Source organism: Pseudomonas sp. COW5 (assembly GCF_026240005.1).
Taxonomy (GTDB): domain Bacteria; phylum Pseudomonadota; class Gammaproteobacteria; order Pseudomonadales; family Pseudomonadaceae; genus Aquipseudomonas; species Aquipseudomonas kribbensis.
In genome coordinates, this window is record NZ_JAPHVP010000001.1 from 319,933 (window position 1) to 339,099 (window position 19,167).

General features: G+C 61.4%; 15 protein-coding genes. 9 read left to right on the top strand and 6 right to left on the bottom strand.

Features of this window, described 5'->3' with window-relative positions:
• Window positions 1-2 precede the first annotated feature (2 nt).
• Window positions 3-2,273: a bifunctional 23S rRNA (guanine(2069)-N(7))-methyltransferase RlmK/23S rRNA (guanine(2445)-N(2))-methyltransferase RlmL gene (gene rlmKL, locus OQ248_RS01325; protein WP_265811850.1), complete on the bottom strand. Its 2,271-nt coding sequence runs from the start codon at window positions 2,271-2,273 to the stop codon at window positions 3-5.
• Between the two features lie 530 nt (window positions 2,274-2,803).
• On the opposite strand from rlmKL, the gene OQ248_RS01330 reads away from it, so the two are divergent.
• A complete protein-coding gene (locus OQ248_RS01330) occupies window positions 2,804-3,019 on the top strand; it encodes a ribosome modulation factor (RefSeq protein ID WP_003223300.1) in 216 nt (71 codons plus the stop codon).
• Window positions 3,020-3,158: 139 nt separating this feature from the next.
• Here OQ248_RS01330 and OQ248_RS01335 read toward each other — a convergent pair whose 3' ends face one another.
• Entirely contained in the window at window positions 3,159-4,178 is a 1,020-nt protein-coding gene (locus tag OQ248_RS01335; protein ID WP_011333259.1) for a quinone-dependent dihydroorotate dehydrogenase, read from the bottom strand.
• Window positions 4,179-4,399: 221 nt separating this feature from the next.
• Between OQ248_RS01335 and OQ248_RS01340 the strand changes: the two genes are divergently transcribed.
• From OQ248_RS01340 to cobA, 8 genes are all read left to right on the top strand, one after another.
• Complete coding sequence (locus OQ248_RS01340; protein ID WP_265811855.1) at window positions 4,400-5,611, top strand: CmpA/NrtA family ABC transporter substrate-binding protein; 1,212 nt, start codon at window positions 4,400-4,402, stop codon at window positions 5,609-5,611.
• A 15-nt stretch (window positions 5,612-5,626) separates the two neighbouring features.
• Window positions 5,627-6,202, top strand: coding sequence for an ANTAR domain-containing protein (locus OQ248_RS01345; RefSeq protein ID WP_007916390.1), 576 nt, complete (start codon window positions 5,627-5,629; stop codon window positions 6,200-6,202).
• A gap of 465 nt (window positions 6,203-6,667) precedes the next feature.
• Window positions 6,668-7,879: a nitrate/nitrite transporter gene (locus tag OQ248_RS01350; RefSeq protein ID WP_007952035.1), complete on the top strand. Its 1,212-nt coding sequence runs from the start codon at window positions 6,668-6,670 to the stop codon at window positions 7,877-7,879.
• 7 nt (window positions 7,880-7,886) lie between these two features.
• Window positions 7,887-9,557 (top strand): bifunctional protein-serine/threonine kinase/phosphatase, encoded by a 1,671-nt coding sequence (locus tag OQ248_RS01355; protein WP_265811856.1) that lies wholly within the window; start codon window positions 7,887-7,889, stop codon window positions 9,555-9,557.
• 310 nt (window positions 9,558-9,867) lie between these two features.
• Complete coding sequence (gene nirB, locus OQ248_RS01360) at window positions 9,868-12,321, top strand: nitrite reductase large subunit NirB (RefSeq protein WP_265811857.1); 2,454 nt, start codon at window positions 9,868-9,870, stop codon at window positions 12,319-12,321.
• A complete protein-coding gene (gene nirD / locus OQ248_RS01365) occupies window positions 12,318-12,635 on the top strand; it encodes a nitrite reductase small subunit NirD (protein WP_007951992.1) in 318 nt (105 codons plus the stop codon). Before nirB ends, nirD begins: the two co-directional genes overlap by 4 nt.
• Complete coding sequence (locus tag OQ248_RS01370; protein WP_265811858.1) at window positions 12,635-15,349, top strand: nitrate reductase; 2,715 nt, start codon at window positions 12,635-12,637, stop codon at window positions 15,347-15,349. Before nirD ends, OQ248_RS01370 begins: the two co-directional genes overlap by 1 nt.
• Window positions 15,350-15,362: 13 nt before the next feature.
• On the top strand, window positions 15,363-16,115 hold the full coding sequence (cobA, locus tag OQ248_RS01375; protein WP_265811859.1) for a uroporphyrinogen-III C-methyltransferase: 753 nt from the start codon (window positions 15,363-15,365) through the stop codon (window positions 16,113-16,115).
• A gap of 76 nt (window positions 16,116-16,191) precedes the next feature.
• Here the strand turns inward: cobA and OQ248_RS01380 are convergent, their stop codons facing one another.
• From OQ248_RS01380 to OQ248_RS01395, 4 genes are all read right to left on the bottom strand, one after another.
• The gene (locus OQ248_RS01380) at window positions 16,192-17,241 is read right to left on the bottom strand and encodes an OmpA family protein (RefSeq protein WP_085711904.1); all 1,050 of its coding nucleotides are present in this window, start codon (window positions 17,239-17,241) and stop codon (window positions 16,192-16,194) included.
• A gap of 107 nt (window positions 17,242-17,348) precedes the next feature.
• Complete coding sequence (sigX, locus tag OQ248_RS01385; RefSeq protein ID WP_011333251.1) at window positions 17,349-17,939, bottom strand: RNA polymerase sigma factor SigX; 591 nt, start codon at window positions 17,937-17,939, stop codon at window positions 17,349-17,351.
• Window positions 17,940-18,029: 90 nt separating this feature from the next.
• The gene (locus OQ248_RS01390) at window positions 18,030-18,854 is read right to left on the bottom strand and encodes a mechanosensitive ion channel domain-containing protein (RefSeq protein ID WP_065259736.1); all 825 of its coding nucleotides are present in this window, start codon (window positions 18,852-18,854) and stop codon (window positions 18,030-18,032) included.
• 2 nt (window positions 18,855-18,856) lie between these two features.
• Window positions 18,857-19,105, bottom strand: a complete 249-nt coding sequence (locus OQ248_RS01395; protein ID WP_065259737.1) for a CrfX protein — start codon at window positions 19,103-19,105, stop codon at window positions 18,857-18,859.
• Between the last annotated feature and the right edge of the window lie 62 nt (window positions 19,106-19,167).

The window sequence follows — 19,167 nt, forward strand, 5'->3', positions numbered from 1 at the left end:
CGTCAACGAGCCGTGATTTTCCAGGCGCGGTGGATCTTGCCGTTGCGGGCGAAATCCGGGTCGATGGTGCTGGCAGTGATCTCCTCGACCGCGTAACGCTCGGCCAGGTTGTCTTCCAGCTGGAACTTGCGGAAGTTGTTGGAGAAGTACAACACCCCACCCGCAGCCAGACGGGCCATGGCCAGGTCGATCAATTGCACCTGGTCACGCTGCACGTCGAAGATCCCTTCCATGCGCTTGGAGTTGGAGAAGGTCGGCGGGTCGATGAAGATCAGGTCGTACTCTTCCCGGCTGCTTTCCAGCCACGCCATAACGTCGCCCTGCTCCAGACGGTTCTTGTCGGAGAAACCGTTGAGCGACAGGTTGCGGCGCGCCCAGTCGAGGTAGGTTTTCGACAGATCGACGCTGGTGGTGCTGCGCGCGCCGCCCTTGGCCGCGTGCACACTGGCGGTCGCGGTGTAGCAGAACAGGTTGAGGAAGCGCTTGCCGGCCGCCTCTTTCTGGATCCGCATGCGCATCGGCCGGTGATCGAGGAACAGACCGGTGTCGAGGTAGTCGGTGAGGTTCACCAGCAACTTCACGCCGCCTTCGGTGACTTCGTTGAACTTGCCCTGGGCCGCCTGACGCTCGTACTGCTTGGTGCCGCTCTGACGCTCGCGGCGCTTGACCACTACGCGGCTCTTGTCGATGTTCAGTGCCTGCGGGATGGCCGCCAGGGCGTCGAACATGCGGATCGAGGCTTTTTCCGGATCGATCGACTTCGGCGCGGCGTATTCCTGGACGTGCACCCAGTCGTGGTACAGGTCGATGGCCATGGCGTATTCCGGCATGTCCGCATCGTAGACGCGGTAGCAGTCGATGCCTTCGCGCTTGACCCACTTGCCCATGGCCTTGAGGTTCTTTTGCAGGCGGTTGGCAAACATCTGCCCGCCTTCACTCAGGCGTGGCTGCTCGATCACCGGAGCCGGGGCCGGCGTCGGTTTGATCGGGTTACCGTTCTTGTTGTACTTGCGCTCTTGCGGCTCGTCCGGCGCCTGATCGTAGGCAGCCTGCTCGCGCTCGGCCTGACGTTGCTCCGGGGTGCGACGCTCGCCAGTGACGAACTGATCCGGCAGGACTTTGATCAACAGCAGCTTGCACGGCAGCGCGCCGTTCCAGAACGAATACTGTTTGTGGCTGCGGATGCCCATGCGCTTGCCCAGGTCCGGCGCGCCGGTGAACACCGCGGCCTCCCAGTTCAGACAGGCCTGACGCAGGCGCTCGCCAAGGTTCTGGTAGAGGTACAACAGGCTGGCTTCGTCGCCCAGACGCTCGCCGTACGGCGGGTTGCAGATCACCAGACCTTTCTGGTTCTGGTCCGGACGCGGTTCGAACGTCGCGACTTCGCCCTGATAGATCTTGATCCATTCGCTCAGGCCGGCACGCTCGACGTTGTTGCGGCCCGGCTGGATCAGCCGTGGGTCGGCTTCATAACCACGGATCCACAGCGGTGGCTTGGCCAGACCGGCAGCGGCGCGCTCGACGGCCTCTTCGTGCAGTTTCTTCCACAGCGCCGGGACGTGACCGAGCCAGGCGGTGAAGCCCCACTGCTCGCGACGCAGGTTCGGCGCCATATCGGCAGCGATCATGCCGGCTTCCACCAGGAACGTGCCAACACCGCACATAGGGTCAGCCAGTGCGCCACCTTCGGCAGCAATGCGCGGCCAGCCGGAACGGATCAGGATCGCGGCCGCGAGGTTTTCCTTCAGCGGCGCCGCGCCCTGCTGCAAGCGGTAGCCGCGCTGGTGCAGGCTGTGGCCGGAGAGATCGAGGGACAGGATCGCTTCGCCGCGATCCAGACGCAGGTGAATGCGCAGGTCCGGGTTGAGCTTGTCGATGCTCGGGCGGTCGCCCTGCGGGGTGCGCAGTTTGTCGACGATGGCGTCCTTGACCTTCAAGGCGCCGAAATGGGTGTTGTCGATGCCCGAACCGTGGCCGCTGAATTCAACAGCCAGGGTGCCGTCAGCCAGCATGTGGTCCTGCCAGTCGACATCGAGCACGCCGTGGTACAGGTCTTCGGCGTTTTTCATCGGGAAGCGCTTGAGCACCAGCAACACGCGGTTGGCCAGACGCGACCAGAGGCACAGGCGATAAGCGGTTTCCATGGTCGCCATGCCACGCACGGCGGAGGTGTGCTCGCGGGCGTCTTCAAGGCCAAGCCCGACGGCTTCCTCGATGAGCAGGCCTTCAAGGCCTTTGGGGCAAGTGAGGAAGAGTTCGAAACGGTCGGACATGGTTTTTCCAGAGCCTTTGGCTAATGAACCGGCAACGCATTGCCGATCCGGTTTTCAATCAGGCGCTTTTCTACAAGAGCGCCCGCGTGGCACGAAGGTGTGCCGTTCCATCCCCGCTGCTCGGGTCAAAGGAGCTTAGATGCAAGGACAGATAAAAAAGTTGATGCAACAAAATGACTCAAAGCAACCCTTCGTCGAAAAGTACCCGACGGTAAACGTGGGTCATTCTCACTAAGGCATTAAACCTGTCATACAGCGCAGGGCCGATCATACCGGGGTTTGGTGAATAAACATTCATGAAACCTGCCGTTACTTATCGCCATAGCACCCTTTTCGTTACGTCCTTATGACAAAACGGTCATTCCCTCGATGTGACTCATTGGTTAGAACTGGACACAGGTTGACGTCGCAACGGCGTCAACACCTTGGCTCGCCACGCCGGCAGCGAGCCGCCAACGGCAGAGTTTTTCTGCCAGACCTCAATTGAGGTCGACGCGACAAAAACAGTCAACAAGTGAGGGAAACACCCTATGAGAAGACTTAAGCGTGATCCGTTGGAAAGAGCATTTTTGCGCGGATATCAATATGGCGTTGGTGGCAAATCCCGTGAGCTTTGCCCATTTACTCTACCGTCGGTACGTCAAGCCTGGATCAACGGCTGGCGAGAAGGACGCGGCGACAACTGGGACGGTATGACCGGCACTGCGGGAATCCACAGACTCAACGAACTTCACGCCGTCGGCTGACACAGGGCACTTATTCCGACACGACAATCTGATTTCGCAACACCCTGATCACCATGCACGTCCTTCCCGGACGGCGGGCTACGGCCCAGGGGCTCCTTCGAGGAGCCCTTTTTTATGCCTGCCTTTTAATGTCCGAAGATCAGCGTTTGGCGGCGATGGCATCCACGGACTCGCGGATCAGCGCCGGGCCCTTATAGATGAAACCAGAGTAGATCTGCACCAGGCTCGCGCCGGCAGCGATCTTCTCGGCCGCATGCTTGCCTTCGGTGATACCGCCCGCCGCGATGATCGGCAGTTTGCCGCCCAGCTCGGACGCCAGCACTTTCACGGTGTGAGTGCTCTTCTCACGCACCGGCGCACCGGACAGACCGCCCGCCTCGTCACCGTGTTCCATGCCTTCGACGCCCACGCGGCTGAGGGTGGTGTTGGTGGCGATTACCGCGTCCATCCCGGTTTCGATCAGTGCTTGCGCGACTTGCGCGGTTTCTTCGTCGGTCATGTCCGGCGCGATTTTGATTGCCAGCGGTACGTGTTTGCCGTGGCGCAGGGCCAGTTCGGCGCGGCGTGTGGCCAGATCTGCCAGCAATTGCTTGAGCGAATCGCCGAATTGCAGGCTGCGCAGGCCCGGGGTGTTCGGCGAACTGACGTTGACCGTGACGTAACTGGCGTGGGCGTAGACCTTGTCCAGGCAGATCAGGTAGTCATCCACAGCACGCTCGACCGGGGTGTCGAAGTTCTTTCCGATGTTGATCCCCAGCACGCCCTTGTATTTGGCCGCCGCCACCCGCGCCAGCAGGTTATCCACACCGAGGTTGTTGAAACCCATGCGGTTGATGATCGCCTCGGCTTCCGGCAGACGGAAAATCCGTGGTTTCGGGTTGCCCGGCTGCGGACGCGGAGTCACGGTGCCGATTTCGACAAAACCGAAACCCAGCTGCGCGAAGCCGTCGATGGCCGCGCCGTTCTTGTCCAGACCGGCCGCCAGGCCCACCGGGTTCGGGAACTGCAGGCCCATCACGTTCACCGGCAGCGACGCCGGCGCCTTGCACAGCAAGCCGTTGAGGCCCAAACGCCCGCCCGCGCCGATCAGATCCAGCGACAGATCGTGGGAGGTTTCCGGGGAAAGTTTGAACAACAGCTGACGGGCCAGGGTGTACATGGGCGGCTATGACTCGGGCGGCGAAAAGAGGCGGCGATTATAGCCGGGCATCGCCCCGCCGCGCGAGGCGCATGCGCAAATCCGCTGCGCTGGCATATGCCTTGCACCTGCTCCTGCATCAGCCCGCAGGCCAATGGTGGCGTGCAGGCAAGGACAATGGCGTCGTCTCTCGGTTTTGCGCGGGCAAAGCCTCGGACGGCGTTTTTTTTGAGGGTGGCTTCATGACTCAAACCTCCGTCGGGCCACTGGCCTGGGTCAACGGCAGCGATGCCCCGGAAAAAAGCGCGATCAACCTGGGTTTCATGGCCCTGAGCGACTGCGCTTCGGTGGTGGTCGCCGCCACGCAGGGCTTTGCCCAGCCTTACGGCCTGACCCTGAACCTCAAACGCCAGAGCTCATGGGCCAACCTGCGGGACAATCTGGTCAGCGGCGAACTCGATGCCACCCACAGCCTGTACGGTTTGATCTACGCGGTACATCTGGGCATCGGCGGCATCGCACCGACCGACATGGCGGTGCTGATGGGCCTGAACCAGAACGGCCAGAGCCTCAACCTGTCACACGGCTTGCAGGGGCTGGGCGTGACCGGTCCTGAGGCGCTGCACCGCCATGTGCACCAAACCCGCGCAAGGCTGACCTTCGCCCAGACCTTCCCCACCGGCACCCATGCCATGTGGCTTTATTACTGGCTGGCGAGCCAGGGCATCCATCCGTTGCAGGATGTCGACAGCGTGGTGGTGCCGCCGCCGCAAATGGTCGCGCACTTGCAGGCCGGTCGCATCGACGGTTTCTGCGTAGGCGAGCCGTGGGCCGCCAGCGCCGTACAGCAAAATCTCGGGTTCACCCTGGCGACCAGCCAGACCATCTGGCCCGATCACCCGGAAAAAGTCCTCGGCTGCACCCGCGCCTTCGTCGAGCAATACCCCAACACGGCCCGGGCGCTGGTGATGGCGATCCTTGAAGCCAGCCGTTTTATCGAAGAAAGTCCGGAAAACCGCCGCAGCACCGCGCAATTACTCAGTGCCGCTGAATACCTCGATGCTCCGGCCTCTTGCATCGAACCGCGCTTTCTCGCCGACTACGACGACGGTCTGGGCAATCGCTGGCAAGACCCGCACGCCCTGCGCTTTCACGGCGATGGCGCGGTGAACCTGCCGTACCTGTCGGACGGCATGTGGTTCATGACCCAGTTCCGCCGCTGGGGGTTGCTGCGCGACGACCCGGACTACCTCGCCGTCGCCTGTCAGGTGCAGCAACTGGCGCTGTACCGCGACGCGGCCAGCGCTGTCGGTGTGCCGATCGGTACCGAGGACATGCGCAGCAGCCAGTTGATCGACGGCAAGGTCTGGGACGGCAGCGACCCGGCCGCTTACGCGCAGAGTTTCAAGTTGCATGCGTTGAGCAACAACGCCCCTCTTCTCGCCCGTTGCTGACAGGAGACCGCGAACATGTTGCGCATTCTGCTGATCAACGACACCGCCAAAAAAGTCGGGCGCCTGAAAGCTGCGCTGACCGAGGCCGGTTTCGAGGTCATCGACGAGTCCGGCCTGACCATCGACCTGCCGGCGCGCGTCGAAACGGTGCGCCCGGACGTGATCCTGATCGATACCGAGTCACCGAGCCGCGATGTGATGGAGCAAGTGGTGCTGGTCAGCCGCGACCAGCCCCGACCGATCGTGATGTTCACCGACGAGCACGACCCTGGCGTGATGCGTCAGGCGATCAAGTCCGGGGTCAGTGCCTACATCGTCGAAGGCATCCACGCACAACGCCTGCAGCCGATTCTCGATGTCGCCATGGCCCGCTTCGAAAGCGACCAGGCCCTGCGCGCCCAGCTTCAGGCCCGCGACCAGCAACTGGCCGAGCGCAAGCGCATCGAACTGGCCAAAGGGCTGTTGATGAAAATGAAGGACTGCAACGAAGAAGAGGCCTACACCCTGATGCGCCGCCAGGCCATGAGCCGTCAGCAGAAACTGATTCAGGTGGCGGAGCAGATCATTGCCATGAGCGAGTTGCTTGGCTGAAAAGCCCCTCACCCTAACCCTCTCCCCGAGGGAGAGGGGACCGACCGCAGTGTCTTGCGTCATACATCGACCTGAAAAACCCAGTCGATTATGGATACAAAGCCGATCGTTCACGTCGGCGTATCTCTCAAATATCCCCCGATCAGTCCCCTCTCCCTCCGGGAGAGGGTTAGGGTGAGGGGCTTTTGACTTTGATCCTTTAGGCGTGAGCCTGCTCGGAAATGGCCGCACCTCGCTTTCAGACTGTTGGCACAAATCTCGCTAAGCAATCCCTACAGGTAACCAACGGCGGTTGCCCCACCCACGACAAAGACGTCGCTCACCTTCTTCGCCCCTTTCGGCGATCCGGGTAGCGGCGTTTTTGCGTTTTGGCCCCATTGACCGGGGCCGGTGGTGCGGCCGTGGCGGCGCCCCACTGTGCTGGTTCTGACTCCTTCTCGAGATTCTCTACCGCTGAGGTGCGCGATGAATAAAAGCTTCTGGAAATCCGGCCACACCCCGACCCTGTTCGCGGCCTTCCTGTATTTCGACCTGAGCTTCATGGTCTGGTATCTGCTCGGCCCGCTGGCGGTGCAGATCGCCGCCGACCTGCACCTGACCACCCAACAGCGCGGCCTGGTGGTGGCCACGCCGATTCTGGCCGGGGCCGTGCTGCGCTTTGCGATGGGCATGCTCGCCGATCGCCTGTCGCCGAAAACCGCCGGGCTGATCGGCCAGGTGATCGTGATCTGTGCACTGTTCGGCGCCTGGAAACTCGGCATCCACAGCTACGAACAGGCGCTGCTGCTTGGCTTGTTCCTCGGCATGGCCGGCGCCTCGTTCGCCGTGGCGCTGCCGCTGGCCTCGCAGTGGTATCCGCCGGAGCATCAGGGCAAGGCGATGGGCATCGCCGGGGCCGGCAACTCCGGCACCGTGTTCGCGGCGCTGATCGCTCCGGTACTGGCAGCGGCGTTCGGCTGGAGCAATGTGTTCGGTTTCGCCCTGATCCCACTGATCCTGACGCTGGTGCTGTTTGCCTGGCTGGCGAAAAACGCCCCGGAGCGGCCAAAAGCCAAATCCATGGCCGATTACTTCAAAGCCCTGGGCGACCGTGACAGTTGGTGGTTCATGTTTTTCTACAGCGTCACCTTCGGCGGCTTCATCGGCCTGGCCAGCGCCCTGCCCGGCTACTTCAACGATCAATATGGTTTGAGCCCGGTCACCGCCGGTTACTACACCGCGGCCTGCGTGTTCGGTGGCAGCCTGATGCGTCCACTGGGCGGCGCGCTCGCCGACCGTTTCGGCGGGATTCGCACGTTGCTGGCGATGTACACGGTAGCCGCAGTTTGTATCGCAGCGGTCGGCTTCAACCTGCCCAGTTCCTACGCGGCGCTGGCACTTTTCGTCTGCACCATGCTCGGTCTCGGCGCGGGTAACGGCGCGGTGTTCCAACTGGTGCCGCAACGTTTCCGTCGCGAAATCGGCGTGATGACCGGGCTGATCGGCATGGCCGGCGGCATCGGCGGTTTTGCCCTGGCGGCCGGCATGGGCGCAATCAAACAGAGCACCGGCAGCTATCAACTGGCGCTGTGGTTGTTTGCCAGCCTTGGCGTGTTGGCATGGTTCGGCCTGCACGGGGTCAAACGTCGCTGGAGAACCACCTGGGGTTCGGCAGCCGTGACCGCTGCCCGGGTCTGAGGCCCGTATGGCCCTGCAACTGAGCTTCGCCGAAGCCAGCGCCACCGGCCCCCGCGCGGAGAATCAGGACGCCTTGCGTCTTGTCACGCCTGCCCCGGCGCTGGCCGCCAGCAAAGGGTTTCTGTTCGCCATCGCCGACGGCGTCAGCCAGTGCGCCGATGGCGGTCTGGCTGCGCGCTCGACCTTGCAGGCATTGGCGCTGGACTACTACGCCACCCCGCAGACCTGGAGCGTGGCCCAGGCGCTGGATCGCCTGTTGCTCGCGCAAAACCGCTGGTTGCAGGCCAATGGCAGCGGCCAGCCGTTGCTCACCACCGTCAGCGCGCTGGTCCTGCGCGGGAGGCGCTTCACGCTGGCGCATGTGGGGGATTGCCGGGTCTATCGCTGGTATGCCGACACCTTGCAGCGGATCACCGAGGATCACGTCTGGGAGCAACCGGGCATGCAGCACGTGCTCAAACGTGCGCTGGGACTGGACCAACATCTGGTGCTGGATTTTCTCGACGGCGAAATGCGTGAGGGCGAAAGCTTCGTGCTGCTCAGCGACGGTGTCTGGGCCGCGCTCGGTGACACGGCCATCGCCGGAATCCTGCGTGATCAACCGGATCTGCACAGTGCGGCACAAACGCTGGTCAACACCGCACACTTGGCCGGCAGCCAGGACAACGCCAGCGCCTTGCTGGTGCGGGTGGATGCCGTGGGGGAAGCGAGCATCGGCGATGCGCTGATTCAGTTGCAGCAATGGCCCCTGCCCCCGACGCTCAAACCGGGCCAGACCTTCGAAGGCTGGCAGGTACAAGGCAGCGTCGGCCAGAGCCAACAATCGTTGCTGTATCGCGTCCTCGACAACCAAGGCCAGGCGTGGCTGTTGAAGACCTTGCCCACACGGCTGGCGGACGATGCCCACGCAGGCCAGGCCTTGCTGGCGGAGGAATGGTTTCTCAAACGCGTCGCCGGGCGGCACTTCCCTGAAGTCCATGGCGCCGGTCAGCGTCAGCATTTGTACTACGTGATGCGTGAATATTCGGGGATCACCCTTGCGCGACTGTTCGAGCAAAGCGGCCCGTTGTCGCTGCCTCAGTGGCAGGATGTGGCCGAACGCCTGTTGCGGGCTGTCGGCCTGTTGCATCGACGGCAGATCCTGCACCGCGACATCAAACCGGAAAACCTGCATCTGGGGGACGACGGCGAGTTGCGCCTGCTGGATTTCGGTCTGGCGTATTGCCCCGGCCTGTCGCAGGACACGCCGTCAACGCTGCCGGGAACCCCGAGTTATATCGCCCCGGAGTCCTTTCGGGGCGATGCACCCGAGGCTCGTCAGGATCTGTATGCGGTGGGCGTGACGTTATATTTCCTGCTCACCGGGCACTATCCCTACGGCGAGATCGAAGCCTTCCAGCGTCCGCGTTTCGGGGTGCCGGTGAGTGCGGCGCGTTATCGACCGGATCTGCCGGAGTGGCTGGCGCAGTGTCTCGAACGTGGCGTCTCGGTCGATCCTTTGCAACGCTATGAAACCGCCGAGGAATGGCTGCTCACACTGGAACAGGGTGAACGCCACAGCCTGAATGTACGCCCTCGTCCTTTGCTCGAACGGGAACCGCTGAAGGTCTGGCGGACATTGGCGTTACTGGCGCTGCTGGGCAACCTGGTGCTGCTGTTCCTGTTGTTTCATGGCTGACTCGTCGCTCCATTAACGGGCAAGCCGCATCCAATCGGTGCAAAAACCACAATGACTCTCCGGCCAATGTCTGCGCCACCTCAATGAATTCAAGGCTCTCCGCGACTTGGCACAACCGCTGCATTATCGTTTTCAACTGACATAAAGCCCGATCTTCAACGACGAAGGCCAGGCTTCCCGAGAGAACGGGACAAGGACAAAGGCGTCCTCGCTAGATCACTAGCGGGACGCCTTTTTTGTTTGCGCCATTTTTGTCGAGCAAGGCCTGACTGCCCACAAGAGGCAAGCCCGAAGCTCCCCGGAGAACCTGATGAAAAAACTCAAACTGGTGATGATCGGCAATGGCATGGCCGGGGTCCGTACCCTGGAAGAACTGCTCAAGCTGAGCAACGAGCTGTACGACATCACGGTCTTCGGCGCCGAACCCCACACCAACTACAACCGCATCCTGTTGTCGCCGGTATTGGCCGGCGAACAGACCTTCGAAGAGATCGTGCTCAACGACCTCGACTGGTACCTGGAAAACAACATCAAGCTGCTGCTCAACCGCAAAGTGGTGGAGATCGACCGGGTCAAGCGCCGGGTGATTGCCGAGGACGGCACCGAGGCCGAGTACGATCGCCTGCTGATCGCCACCGGCTCGACCCCGTTCATCCTGCCGATCCCCGGCAACACCTTGCAGGGCGTGATCGGTTACCGCGACATCGCCGACACCCAGGCGATGATCGACACCGCCAGGACCCACAAGCACGCCGTGGTGATCGGCGGCGGCCTGCTCGGGCTCGAAGCGGCCAACGGCCTGATGCTGCGCGGCATGCACGTCACCGTGGTGCACCTCGGTGAATGGCTGCTGGAGCGGCAACTGGACAAGACCAGCGGCCAGCTCCTGCAAACCGCCCTCGAATCCCGTGGCCTGCACTTTCGCCTGTGCGAACAGACCCAGGCCCTGCACGACGCCGGCAACGGCCGGGTCGGCTCGGTGCAATTCAAGAACGGCGACATCATTCCTGCCGATCTCGTCGTCATGGCCGCCGGCATTCGCCCCAACACCGAACTCGCGGAAAAGGCCGGCATCCCGTGCAATCGCGGGATCCTGGTCAACGACACCCTGCAGACCTACGACCCGCGCATCTATGCCATCGGCGAATGCGCCAGCCACCGTGGCATCGCCTACGGTCTGGTCGCGCCACTGTTCGAGCAGGCCAAAGTCTGTGCCAACCACCTGGCGCAACTGGGTTTCGCCCGCTATCAGGGTTCGGTGACGTCGACCAAATTGAAGGTCACCGGCATCGACCTGTTTTCCGCCGGCGACTTCATGGGCGGCGAAGGCACCGAGACCATCACCCTCTCCGACCCGATCGGCGGGGTGTACAAAAAACTGGTGATCAAGGATGACGTGCTGGTTGGCGCCTGTCTGTACGGCGATACGGCAGATGGCGGTTGGTATTTCCGGCAGATTCGTGAGAATCACGCCATCGGCGAGATCCGCGATCACCTGATGTTTGGAGAAAACGCTTTAGGCGACGTAGGACATCAAGGCCAGGACAAAGCCATGAGCATGGCCGACAACGCCGAAGTCTGCGGCTGCAACGGCGTGTGCAAGGGCACCATCGTCAAGGCGATTCAGGAACACGGGCTGTTCAGCGTCGACGAAGTGAAGAAACACACCAAGGCCGCCAGCTCCTGCGGCTCCTGCGCCGGGCTGGTCGAGCAGATCCTGATCAACACCGTCGGCGGCGCGGCGGACGTCAAACCGAAAAGCGAAAAAGCCATCTGCGGCTGCAGCGACCTCAACCACGGCCAGATCCGCCAGGCCATTCGCGAGCAGCACCTGCTGACCATCGCCGGCACCATGAGCTACCTCAACTGGCGCACCCCGAACGGCTGCGCCACCTGCCGCCCGGCCCTCAACTACTACCTGATTTCCACCTGGCCTGGTGAGGCCAAGGACGATCCGCAGTCGCGCCTGATCAACGAACGGGCCCACGCCAACATTCAAAAGGACGGCACCTACTCGGTGGTGCCGAGGATGTGGGGCGGCGTGACCAACCCGTCGGAACTGCGGCGAATTGCCGACGTGGCGGACAAATACCAGGTGCCGATGGTCAAGGTTACCGGCGGCCAGCGCATCGACCTGCTGGGGATCAAGAAGCAGGACCTGCCCGGTGTCTGGAAAGACCTCGACATGCCGTCCGGCCACGCCTACGGCAAATCGATCCGCACCGTGAAAACCTGCGTCGGCAGCGAGTTCTGCCGCTTCGGCACACAGAATTCGACCCAGTTGGGCATCGACCTCGAACATGACCTGTTCAACATGTGGTCGCCGCACAAAGTGAAGCTGGCGGTCTCCGGATGTCCTCGCAACTGCTCGGAAGCGGGGATCAAGGACGTAGGAATCATCGGCGTCGATTCCGGCTGGGAGATGTACATCGGTGGCAACGGCGGGATCAAGACCGAAGTCGCCGAGTTCTTCGTCAAGCTCAAGACCGCCGAGGAAGTGCGCGAATACAACGGCGCCTTCCTGCAGCTGTACCGCGAAGAAGCCTTCTACCTCGAACGCACCGTGCACTACTTGCAACGGGTCGGCATGGAGCACATCAAGAAAGCCGTGCTGGAAGATCCCGAGCGCCGCAAGGCCCTGAACGAGCGCCTGCAATTCTCCCTGTCGTTCGAACAGGACCCGTGGAAAGAACGCCTCGCCCAGCCGCAACTGAAGAAAGAATTCGACGTGATTCCCGTGAAAAACCTGGAGGTGCCGGCATGAACTGGCTCGATATCTGTGCCCTGGAAGAGATCAATGCCCTCGGTTCGCGGATCATTGCCGGGCCCAAAGGTGACATCGCGATCTTTCGCACAAGCGACGACGAAGTTTTCGCACTCGATGACCGCTGCCCGCACAAGGGCGGCCCACTGTCACAGGGCCTGATATATGGCAAGCGCGTAGCCTGCCCGCTGCACAACTGGCAGATCGACCTGCAGTCCGGCGAAGCCCAGGCACCGGACGTCGGTTGCGCGCACCATCACCCCGCCCGGGTCGAAAACGGCCGTGTGCAACTGGCCCTGCGGGACGCCGTCTGATGAACCGCCAGACGACCGCCTCGACCTGCTGTTATTGCGGGGTCGGCTGCGGCGTGCTGATCGAGCATGACGGCGAGCGGATTCTCGGCGTCAGCGGCGATCCGGCGCACCCGGCCAACTTCGGCAAACTGTGCAGCAAAGGCTCGACCCTGCACCTGACCGGCGATCTGTCTGCGCGGGCGTTGTACCCGGAATTGCGCCTGGGCAAAGGCCTTGCGCGCAGTCGCTGCGACTGGGACACCGCGCTGGAGCACGCCACCAACGTGTTCGCCGGCACCATCGCCGAACACGGCCCGGACAGCGTGGCGTTCTATATCTCCGGGCAGTTGCTGACCGAGGACTACTACGCGTTCAACAAACTGGCGCGGGCGCTGGTCGGCACCAACAACATCGACAGTAATTCGCGGCTGTGCATGTCCTCGGCGGTGGTCGGCTACAAACGCAGCCTCGGCGCCGACGCACCACCGTGTAGCTACGAGGACCTGGAGCTGAGCGATTGCGTGATGATCGTCGGCAGTAACATGGCCTACGCCCACCCGGTACTGTTTCGTCGGCTCGAAGAGGCCAAATCCCGCCGTCCGCAGATGAAAGTCATCGTCATCGACCCACGGCGCACCGACACCTGTGATCTTGCCGACCTGCATCTCGCGATTCTGCCGGGCACCGATGTCGCTTTGTTCCATGGGATTTTGCATCTGTTGTTGTGGGAAGACTGGATCGACCGCGACTTCATCAAGGCGCACACCGAAGGGCTCGCCGAGCTGAAAAGCCTGGTGCGCGATTACACCCCGGCCATGGTTTCGCAGCTGTGCGGGATCAGTGTCGAGCAGTTGCAGCAATGCGCCGAGTGGATCGGTACCGCGCCGAGTTTCCTGTCGCTGTGGTGCATGGGGTTGAACCAGTCCACCGCCGGCAGCGCGAAGAACAGTGCGCTGATCAATCTGCACCTGGCCACCGGGCAAATCGGCCGGCCCGGTGCAGGACCTTTCTCCCTGACCGGTCAGCCGAATGCCATGGGCGGGCGGGAAACCGGCAGCCTTTCCAACCTATTGCCAGGCCATCGTGAAGTAGCCAATCCGGAGCATCGCGCCGAAGTGGCGGCGTATTGGGGTGTGGATAAGCTGCCGGAAAATACCGGGCTCAGCGCCATCGAACTGTTTGAACAGGTGCGCAGCGGCCAGATCAAGGCGCTGTGGATTGCCTGCACCAACCCGGCGCAATCGATGCCGGACCAAAACGCCGTGCGCGCAGCGCTGGATGCCTGCCCCTTCGTGGTGTTGCAGGAAGCGTTTCGCACCACCGAAACCGCAGCGTTTGCCGACCTGCTGTTGCCGGCGGCCAGTTGGGGCGAGAAGGAAGGCTCGGTGACCAACTCCGAGCGGCGCATTTCCCACGTCCGCAAAGCCATTGCCGCACCGGGTGAAGCGCGACCGGACTGGGCGATTACGGTGGATTTCGCACAACGCCTGGAGAAACGTCTGCGCCCGCAACAGCCGGGTCTGTTTGCGTTTGATCGCCCCGCGCAGTTGTTCGATGAATTCAAGGCACTGACCCGTGGCCGCGATCTGGACATGTCCGGCATCAGCCATGAATTGCTCGACGAAATCGGGCCACAACAATGGCCGTTTCCTCAGGGCGCCCGGCAAGGTACGTCACGGCTGTACTGCGACGGCATATTTCCTACGGCCAGTGGTCGCGCGCAGTTCGTTGCCGATCCTTATCGTGCGGCCAAGGAGCAACGGGACGCACGCTTTCCACTGACGCTGATCACCGGCCGCCTGCGCGATCAATGGCACGGTATGAGCCGTACCGGCACCGCTGCCCAATTGTTCGGGCATGTCAGCGAAGCCGTGCTGAGTCTGCACCCGGACGAATTGCGCCGGCACCGTTTGCAACCGGGGGATCTGGTGAATCTGAAGAGCCGGCGGGGAGCGGTGATCGTGGCGGTCGCCAGCGATGACAGTGTGCGTCCGGGCCAGGCCTTTCTGCCGATGCACTGGGGTGACCGTTTTCTCAAGGGAGGCGTGAATTGCCTGACCCTGCCCGCTTTTGATCCCTTGTCGAAACAACCGGAACTCAAGCACAGCGGTGTACGCCTGGAGACGGTGAGTCTGCCCTGGCAGCTTTTCGCACTGATCGAGGGCGATGTTCAACGGCACTTCGAGGCGCTTCGGCCGCTGTGTGAGGCGTTTTCCTACGTCAGCCTCAGCCTTGTCGGTCGCGAGCGTCCGGCGTTGCTGATACGCGCTGCCAGCGCCACGGCGCCCGATCCGCAATTGCTGCGCGAAATCGATCAGTGCCTGGCCCTGATCGAGGGCCCGGTGCTGGCCTACGACGATCCGCGCCGGGCCATTGGCAAACGGGTACGCATTGAGAGCGGACGAATCACGGCGATCCGCCTCGCTGGCGAGACCCTCGCCCAGCATTGGCTGCAAGGCCTGTGGCTGGAGGGCCGCGCGGACGAACAACTGCGGCGCTGGCTGCTGGCGCCGATGAGCGCGCCGCCAGGCAATGCCGGCGTGCAAAGCGTTGCCGACAAGACCTTGTGCAATTGCAGAAACGTCAGCCACAGCGCGGTCTGCGCCGGGATTCGTGAAGGTCTGGATTTGCAGGGTTTGAAAAACACACTGGGCTGCGGCACGCAATGCGGTTCCTGCGTCCCGGAAATCAAGCGTTTGCTGGCCGCCGAAGCACGGCCGGTCGCCGTCATTTGAAGAGGAAAACTCCATGAACGCAAAAGTCTGGCTGGTGGGCGCAGGTCCCGGCGATCCTGAATTGCTGACGCTCAAAGCCGTGCGTGCCTTGCGCGAAGCGGATGTGGTGCTGATCGACGATCTGGTCAATGACGCCGTGCTGGAGCACTGCCCTGGCGCGCGAATCATTCCGGTCGGCAAGCGCGGCGGCTGCCGCTCGACGCCTCAGGCATTCATTCATCGGCTGATGCTGCGTTATGCGCGTCAGGGCAAATGCGTGGTTCGCCTCAAGGGCGGCGATCCTTGCATCTTCGGCCGTGGCGGCGAGGAAGCGCAGTGGTTGCGTGAGCGCGGAGTTGAAGTGGAACTGGTCAATGGCATCACTGCCGGGCTGGCCGGGGCGACTCAGTGTGATATTCCGCTGACTTTGCGCGGCGTGGCGCGGGGTGTGACGCTGGTTACCGCGCACACTCAGGATGACAGTCAGGTGAACTGGCAAGCGTTGGCGCAGGGTGGAACGACTTTGGTGATCTACATGGGAGTCGCCAAACTCAGCGAGATTCGTGAGCAATTGCTGGCAGGCGGGATGGCGATGGAGACGCCGGTGGCGATGATCGAGAACGCATCCCTGCCGCAGCATCGGGAATGCCGGAGCGATCTGATGGGGATGGAGGACGCGGCCTGCCGGTTCCAGCTCAAGAGCCCGGCCATTCTGGTGATTGGTGCGGTGGCAGCCTCTGCGGCCCGAACCGATTTGCTCGCCTGGTCAGCCAATCAGTCAGCCTGATCATTACGGCTTTCACCAAATCGCAGGCAAAGAAAAGCCCGGCATAAGCCGGGCTTTTCTCAAAGCAGCGAGCTAATTACTTAGCTTGAGCTTCAACCTGAGCTTCTACGCGACGGTTAACGGCGCGGCCAGCTTCGGTTTTGTTGTCAGCAACTGGACGGGTTTCGCCGTAGCCAATCGACTGAACGCGGGACGATTCAACACCGTACTGGTTAACCAGAACTTGCTTAACGGCGTTTGCACGACGCTCGGACAGTTTCTGGTTGTAAGCGTCAGGACCGACGGAGTCAGTGTGACCTTCAACAGTGGTGTGAGTCGATGGGTACTGCTTCATGAAGTCAGCCAGGTTCTTGATGTCAGCGTAGCTGTTTGGCTTGACGACCGACTTGTCGAAGTCGAACTTCACGTCCAGCTCTACACGAACAACTTCAGCAACTGCCGGGCAGCCATCAGCGTCAACAGTTACGTTGGCCGGGGTGTTCGGGCACTTGTCAACGTTGTCGCAAACGCCATCGTTGTCGCTGTCGGAGCAGACTTCAGCTGGTGCTGGAACTGGAGCAGCAGCAGGCTTGTTGCCGCCACCGAAGTTCACGCCCAGACCGATTACTGGAGCGTAGTTCCAGCGACCGTTGTCCAGTTTGTAGTCAGCGTCTACACCAGCACGGGCGTAGAAGTTTTCAGCGAAGTAGTACTTAACGCCAGCGCCAGCGTTCAGGTAGGTCGACTGGTCGCGACCGGTGTGGCCGTCAGCGGCTACGTTGGTCAGGCTGCCGTGCTTCACACCGCCAGCAACGTAAGGACGCAGAGCGTCACCAGCGTTGTTGAAGTGGTACTGAGCGATCAGGCCGAAGTTGTCGCCATCCAGCTTCTGGCTGCCAGTGCCGTCGTTCGAACGGGTGTGGTTGTTCTTGTCGTAGGTGAAGTTCAACGACACGTCGTCGGTCAAGAAGTAACCGATAGAGGCGCCTGGGTTGAAGCCGTCTTCGACATGGTTAACGCTGTCGTTGTACTGCTTCTTGTAGAACAGTTCGCCTTCAACTGCGCCTTGGCCTTGTGCCAGTGCGCCGAACGAAGTAGCGGCAATCAAAGAACCAATGGCCAAGCCCAAGGTGTTTTTCAGTTTCATCCGTTAAATCCCCATCTGGTGATTGTGAAGCAGTCCCGCAAACCGGGGGACAACTCGGCGGCAAGTCTATCAGAACTTGCCTACACGTAAGAGATATTTGCGCCGAACTAAGTTTCAGCAATGCCTGCAAATTTCTCACGCAATTTATCTAGAGCACGTTTGTACCGCATTTTTGTAGCACTCAAACCCATGTGCATGATGTCTGCGATCTCCTGAAATTCCAGCTCTGCGACAAAACGTAGCACCAGAATTTCACGGTCAATCGGGTTCACATACACCAGCCAGCGATCAAGTCCGCCCTTCTCCTCGGGTTTCGGCGCCTTTTCTTCGGACGCTTCCTCGAGGGGGTCAAGACTCAGTGCGTCCATCAAGCGACGCTTTCGCCGTTCCTTCCGATACTGCGTGATGCATTCGTTGTAAGTGATGCTATATAGCCATGTCTTGAACTTCGATTTCCCCTCGAAGTTCTTCAGGCCGTACAGCACCTTCAGCATCACTTCCTGACAGACATCGTCTGCGTCGCGATCGTTCCCAAGATACCGCGCACAAACGTTAAATAGTGTTCGCTGGTAACGCCGCATCAATTCTTCATAGGCGCGCGTCACGTGAAACAGCTCGGTATGCGAGCGCGCGACCAACTCCTCGTCAGAGAGCTCGCGGGGGTCGTAGCGCGTGGATAGCGTTTGGGCTTTATTCAAAACAAGTCGTGCCGACAGTCAGGTCAATGTCCACCGCTGCCAGCATCGGCTGGCATTTTGCGGCGGCATACATTAGCAGGGTTTGCCGGATTAGCGGCTACTCACATGCTGTTCCAGCAGGATCCGATTGGAGAGAGAGACTAGCTCACCCTCATCGGTCAGCAATGTGGTCTTAACCGTGCCGATCTCTTCGATCTGGCCTTCGACCTCGCCAACACGCACTTGTTGCCCAACCTGATACAACTCACGCACATAGATTCCCGCAAGAATCTGACCGGCAATTTCCCGGCTTCCCAAACCCATGGCCAGCGCAACCGCCAGACCAACGGTAATCAATACGATGACGATCACATGGTTCAGCAGGTCGGTCTTGACCTCGAGCTGACTGATCGCGACCGAGATACTGATGATGATCACCAGGCCCTGGGCAATACGCCCAAGTCCTGAAGCGTAGTCCAGTCCGACGCCTTCTGCCGCGCCGCGCACCAGACCGTTGGCCAGTTGCGCCAGCAATACACCCACCAGCAATACCAGCGCAGCGCCGAAAACTTTCGGCACATACAGCGCCAACATGTCCAGCGTAGCTGAAACCCGCTCAAGTCCAAGAGATTCTGCCGCAGAAACCAGAAAAATCAGCAGAACGAACCAGTAGACGATTTTTCCGATCAGGGTCGAGATCGGCACTTGCAGTCCCGCACGGGACATCAACTTGGTCAGGCCGGTGCCGCCCATCAGGCGGTCGAGGCCGAGTTTGGCGAGCAGCTTGGACAGCAAGGTGTCCAGCAACTTGGCCACGACGAAGCCCAACAGCAGCACCACCAGTGCGCCGAACAGGTTCGGGATGAAATTAGCGACTTTGGTCCACAACGCAGTCATTGCCGTGACGAGGCTCTGAGTCCAGAGATCAAGTTCCATATTCAATCAGCCTTATCAGCAGTGCGAGCGTTAGGTTTACGGAGACGGGAAACCGGCGCGACATGAGCCGAGCCGTTGTTCAGGGCGATCATCAGCGCGGGCAGCCAGCGGCCCAGCAGGCTGAACAGATCACCGGCGCCGACCTGGCGGTTGGCGGTTTTGAGTACGCGGCCCAGGCAGGCATCGTCGTCGCGACCGGACGGCGAGGCGTTGAGCATGTCGCGCAAAGACTGTTCAAACGGATCGTGCATACGCACCTCTCGTGATGTCTGTGAAAGACGCGGGCAGATTTGGTCGGGTCACATGATGCATC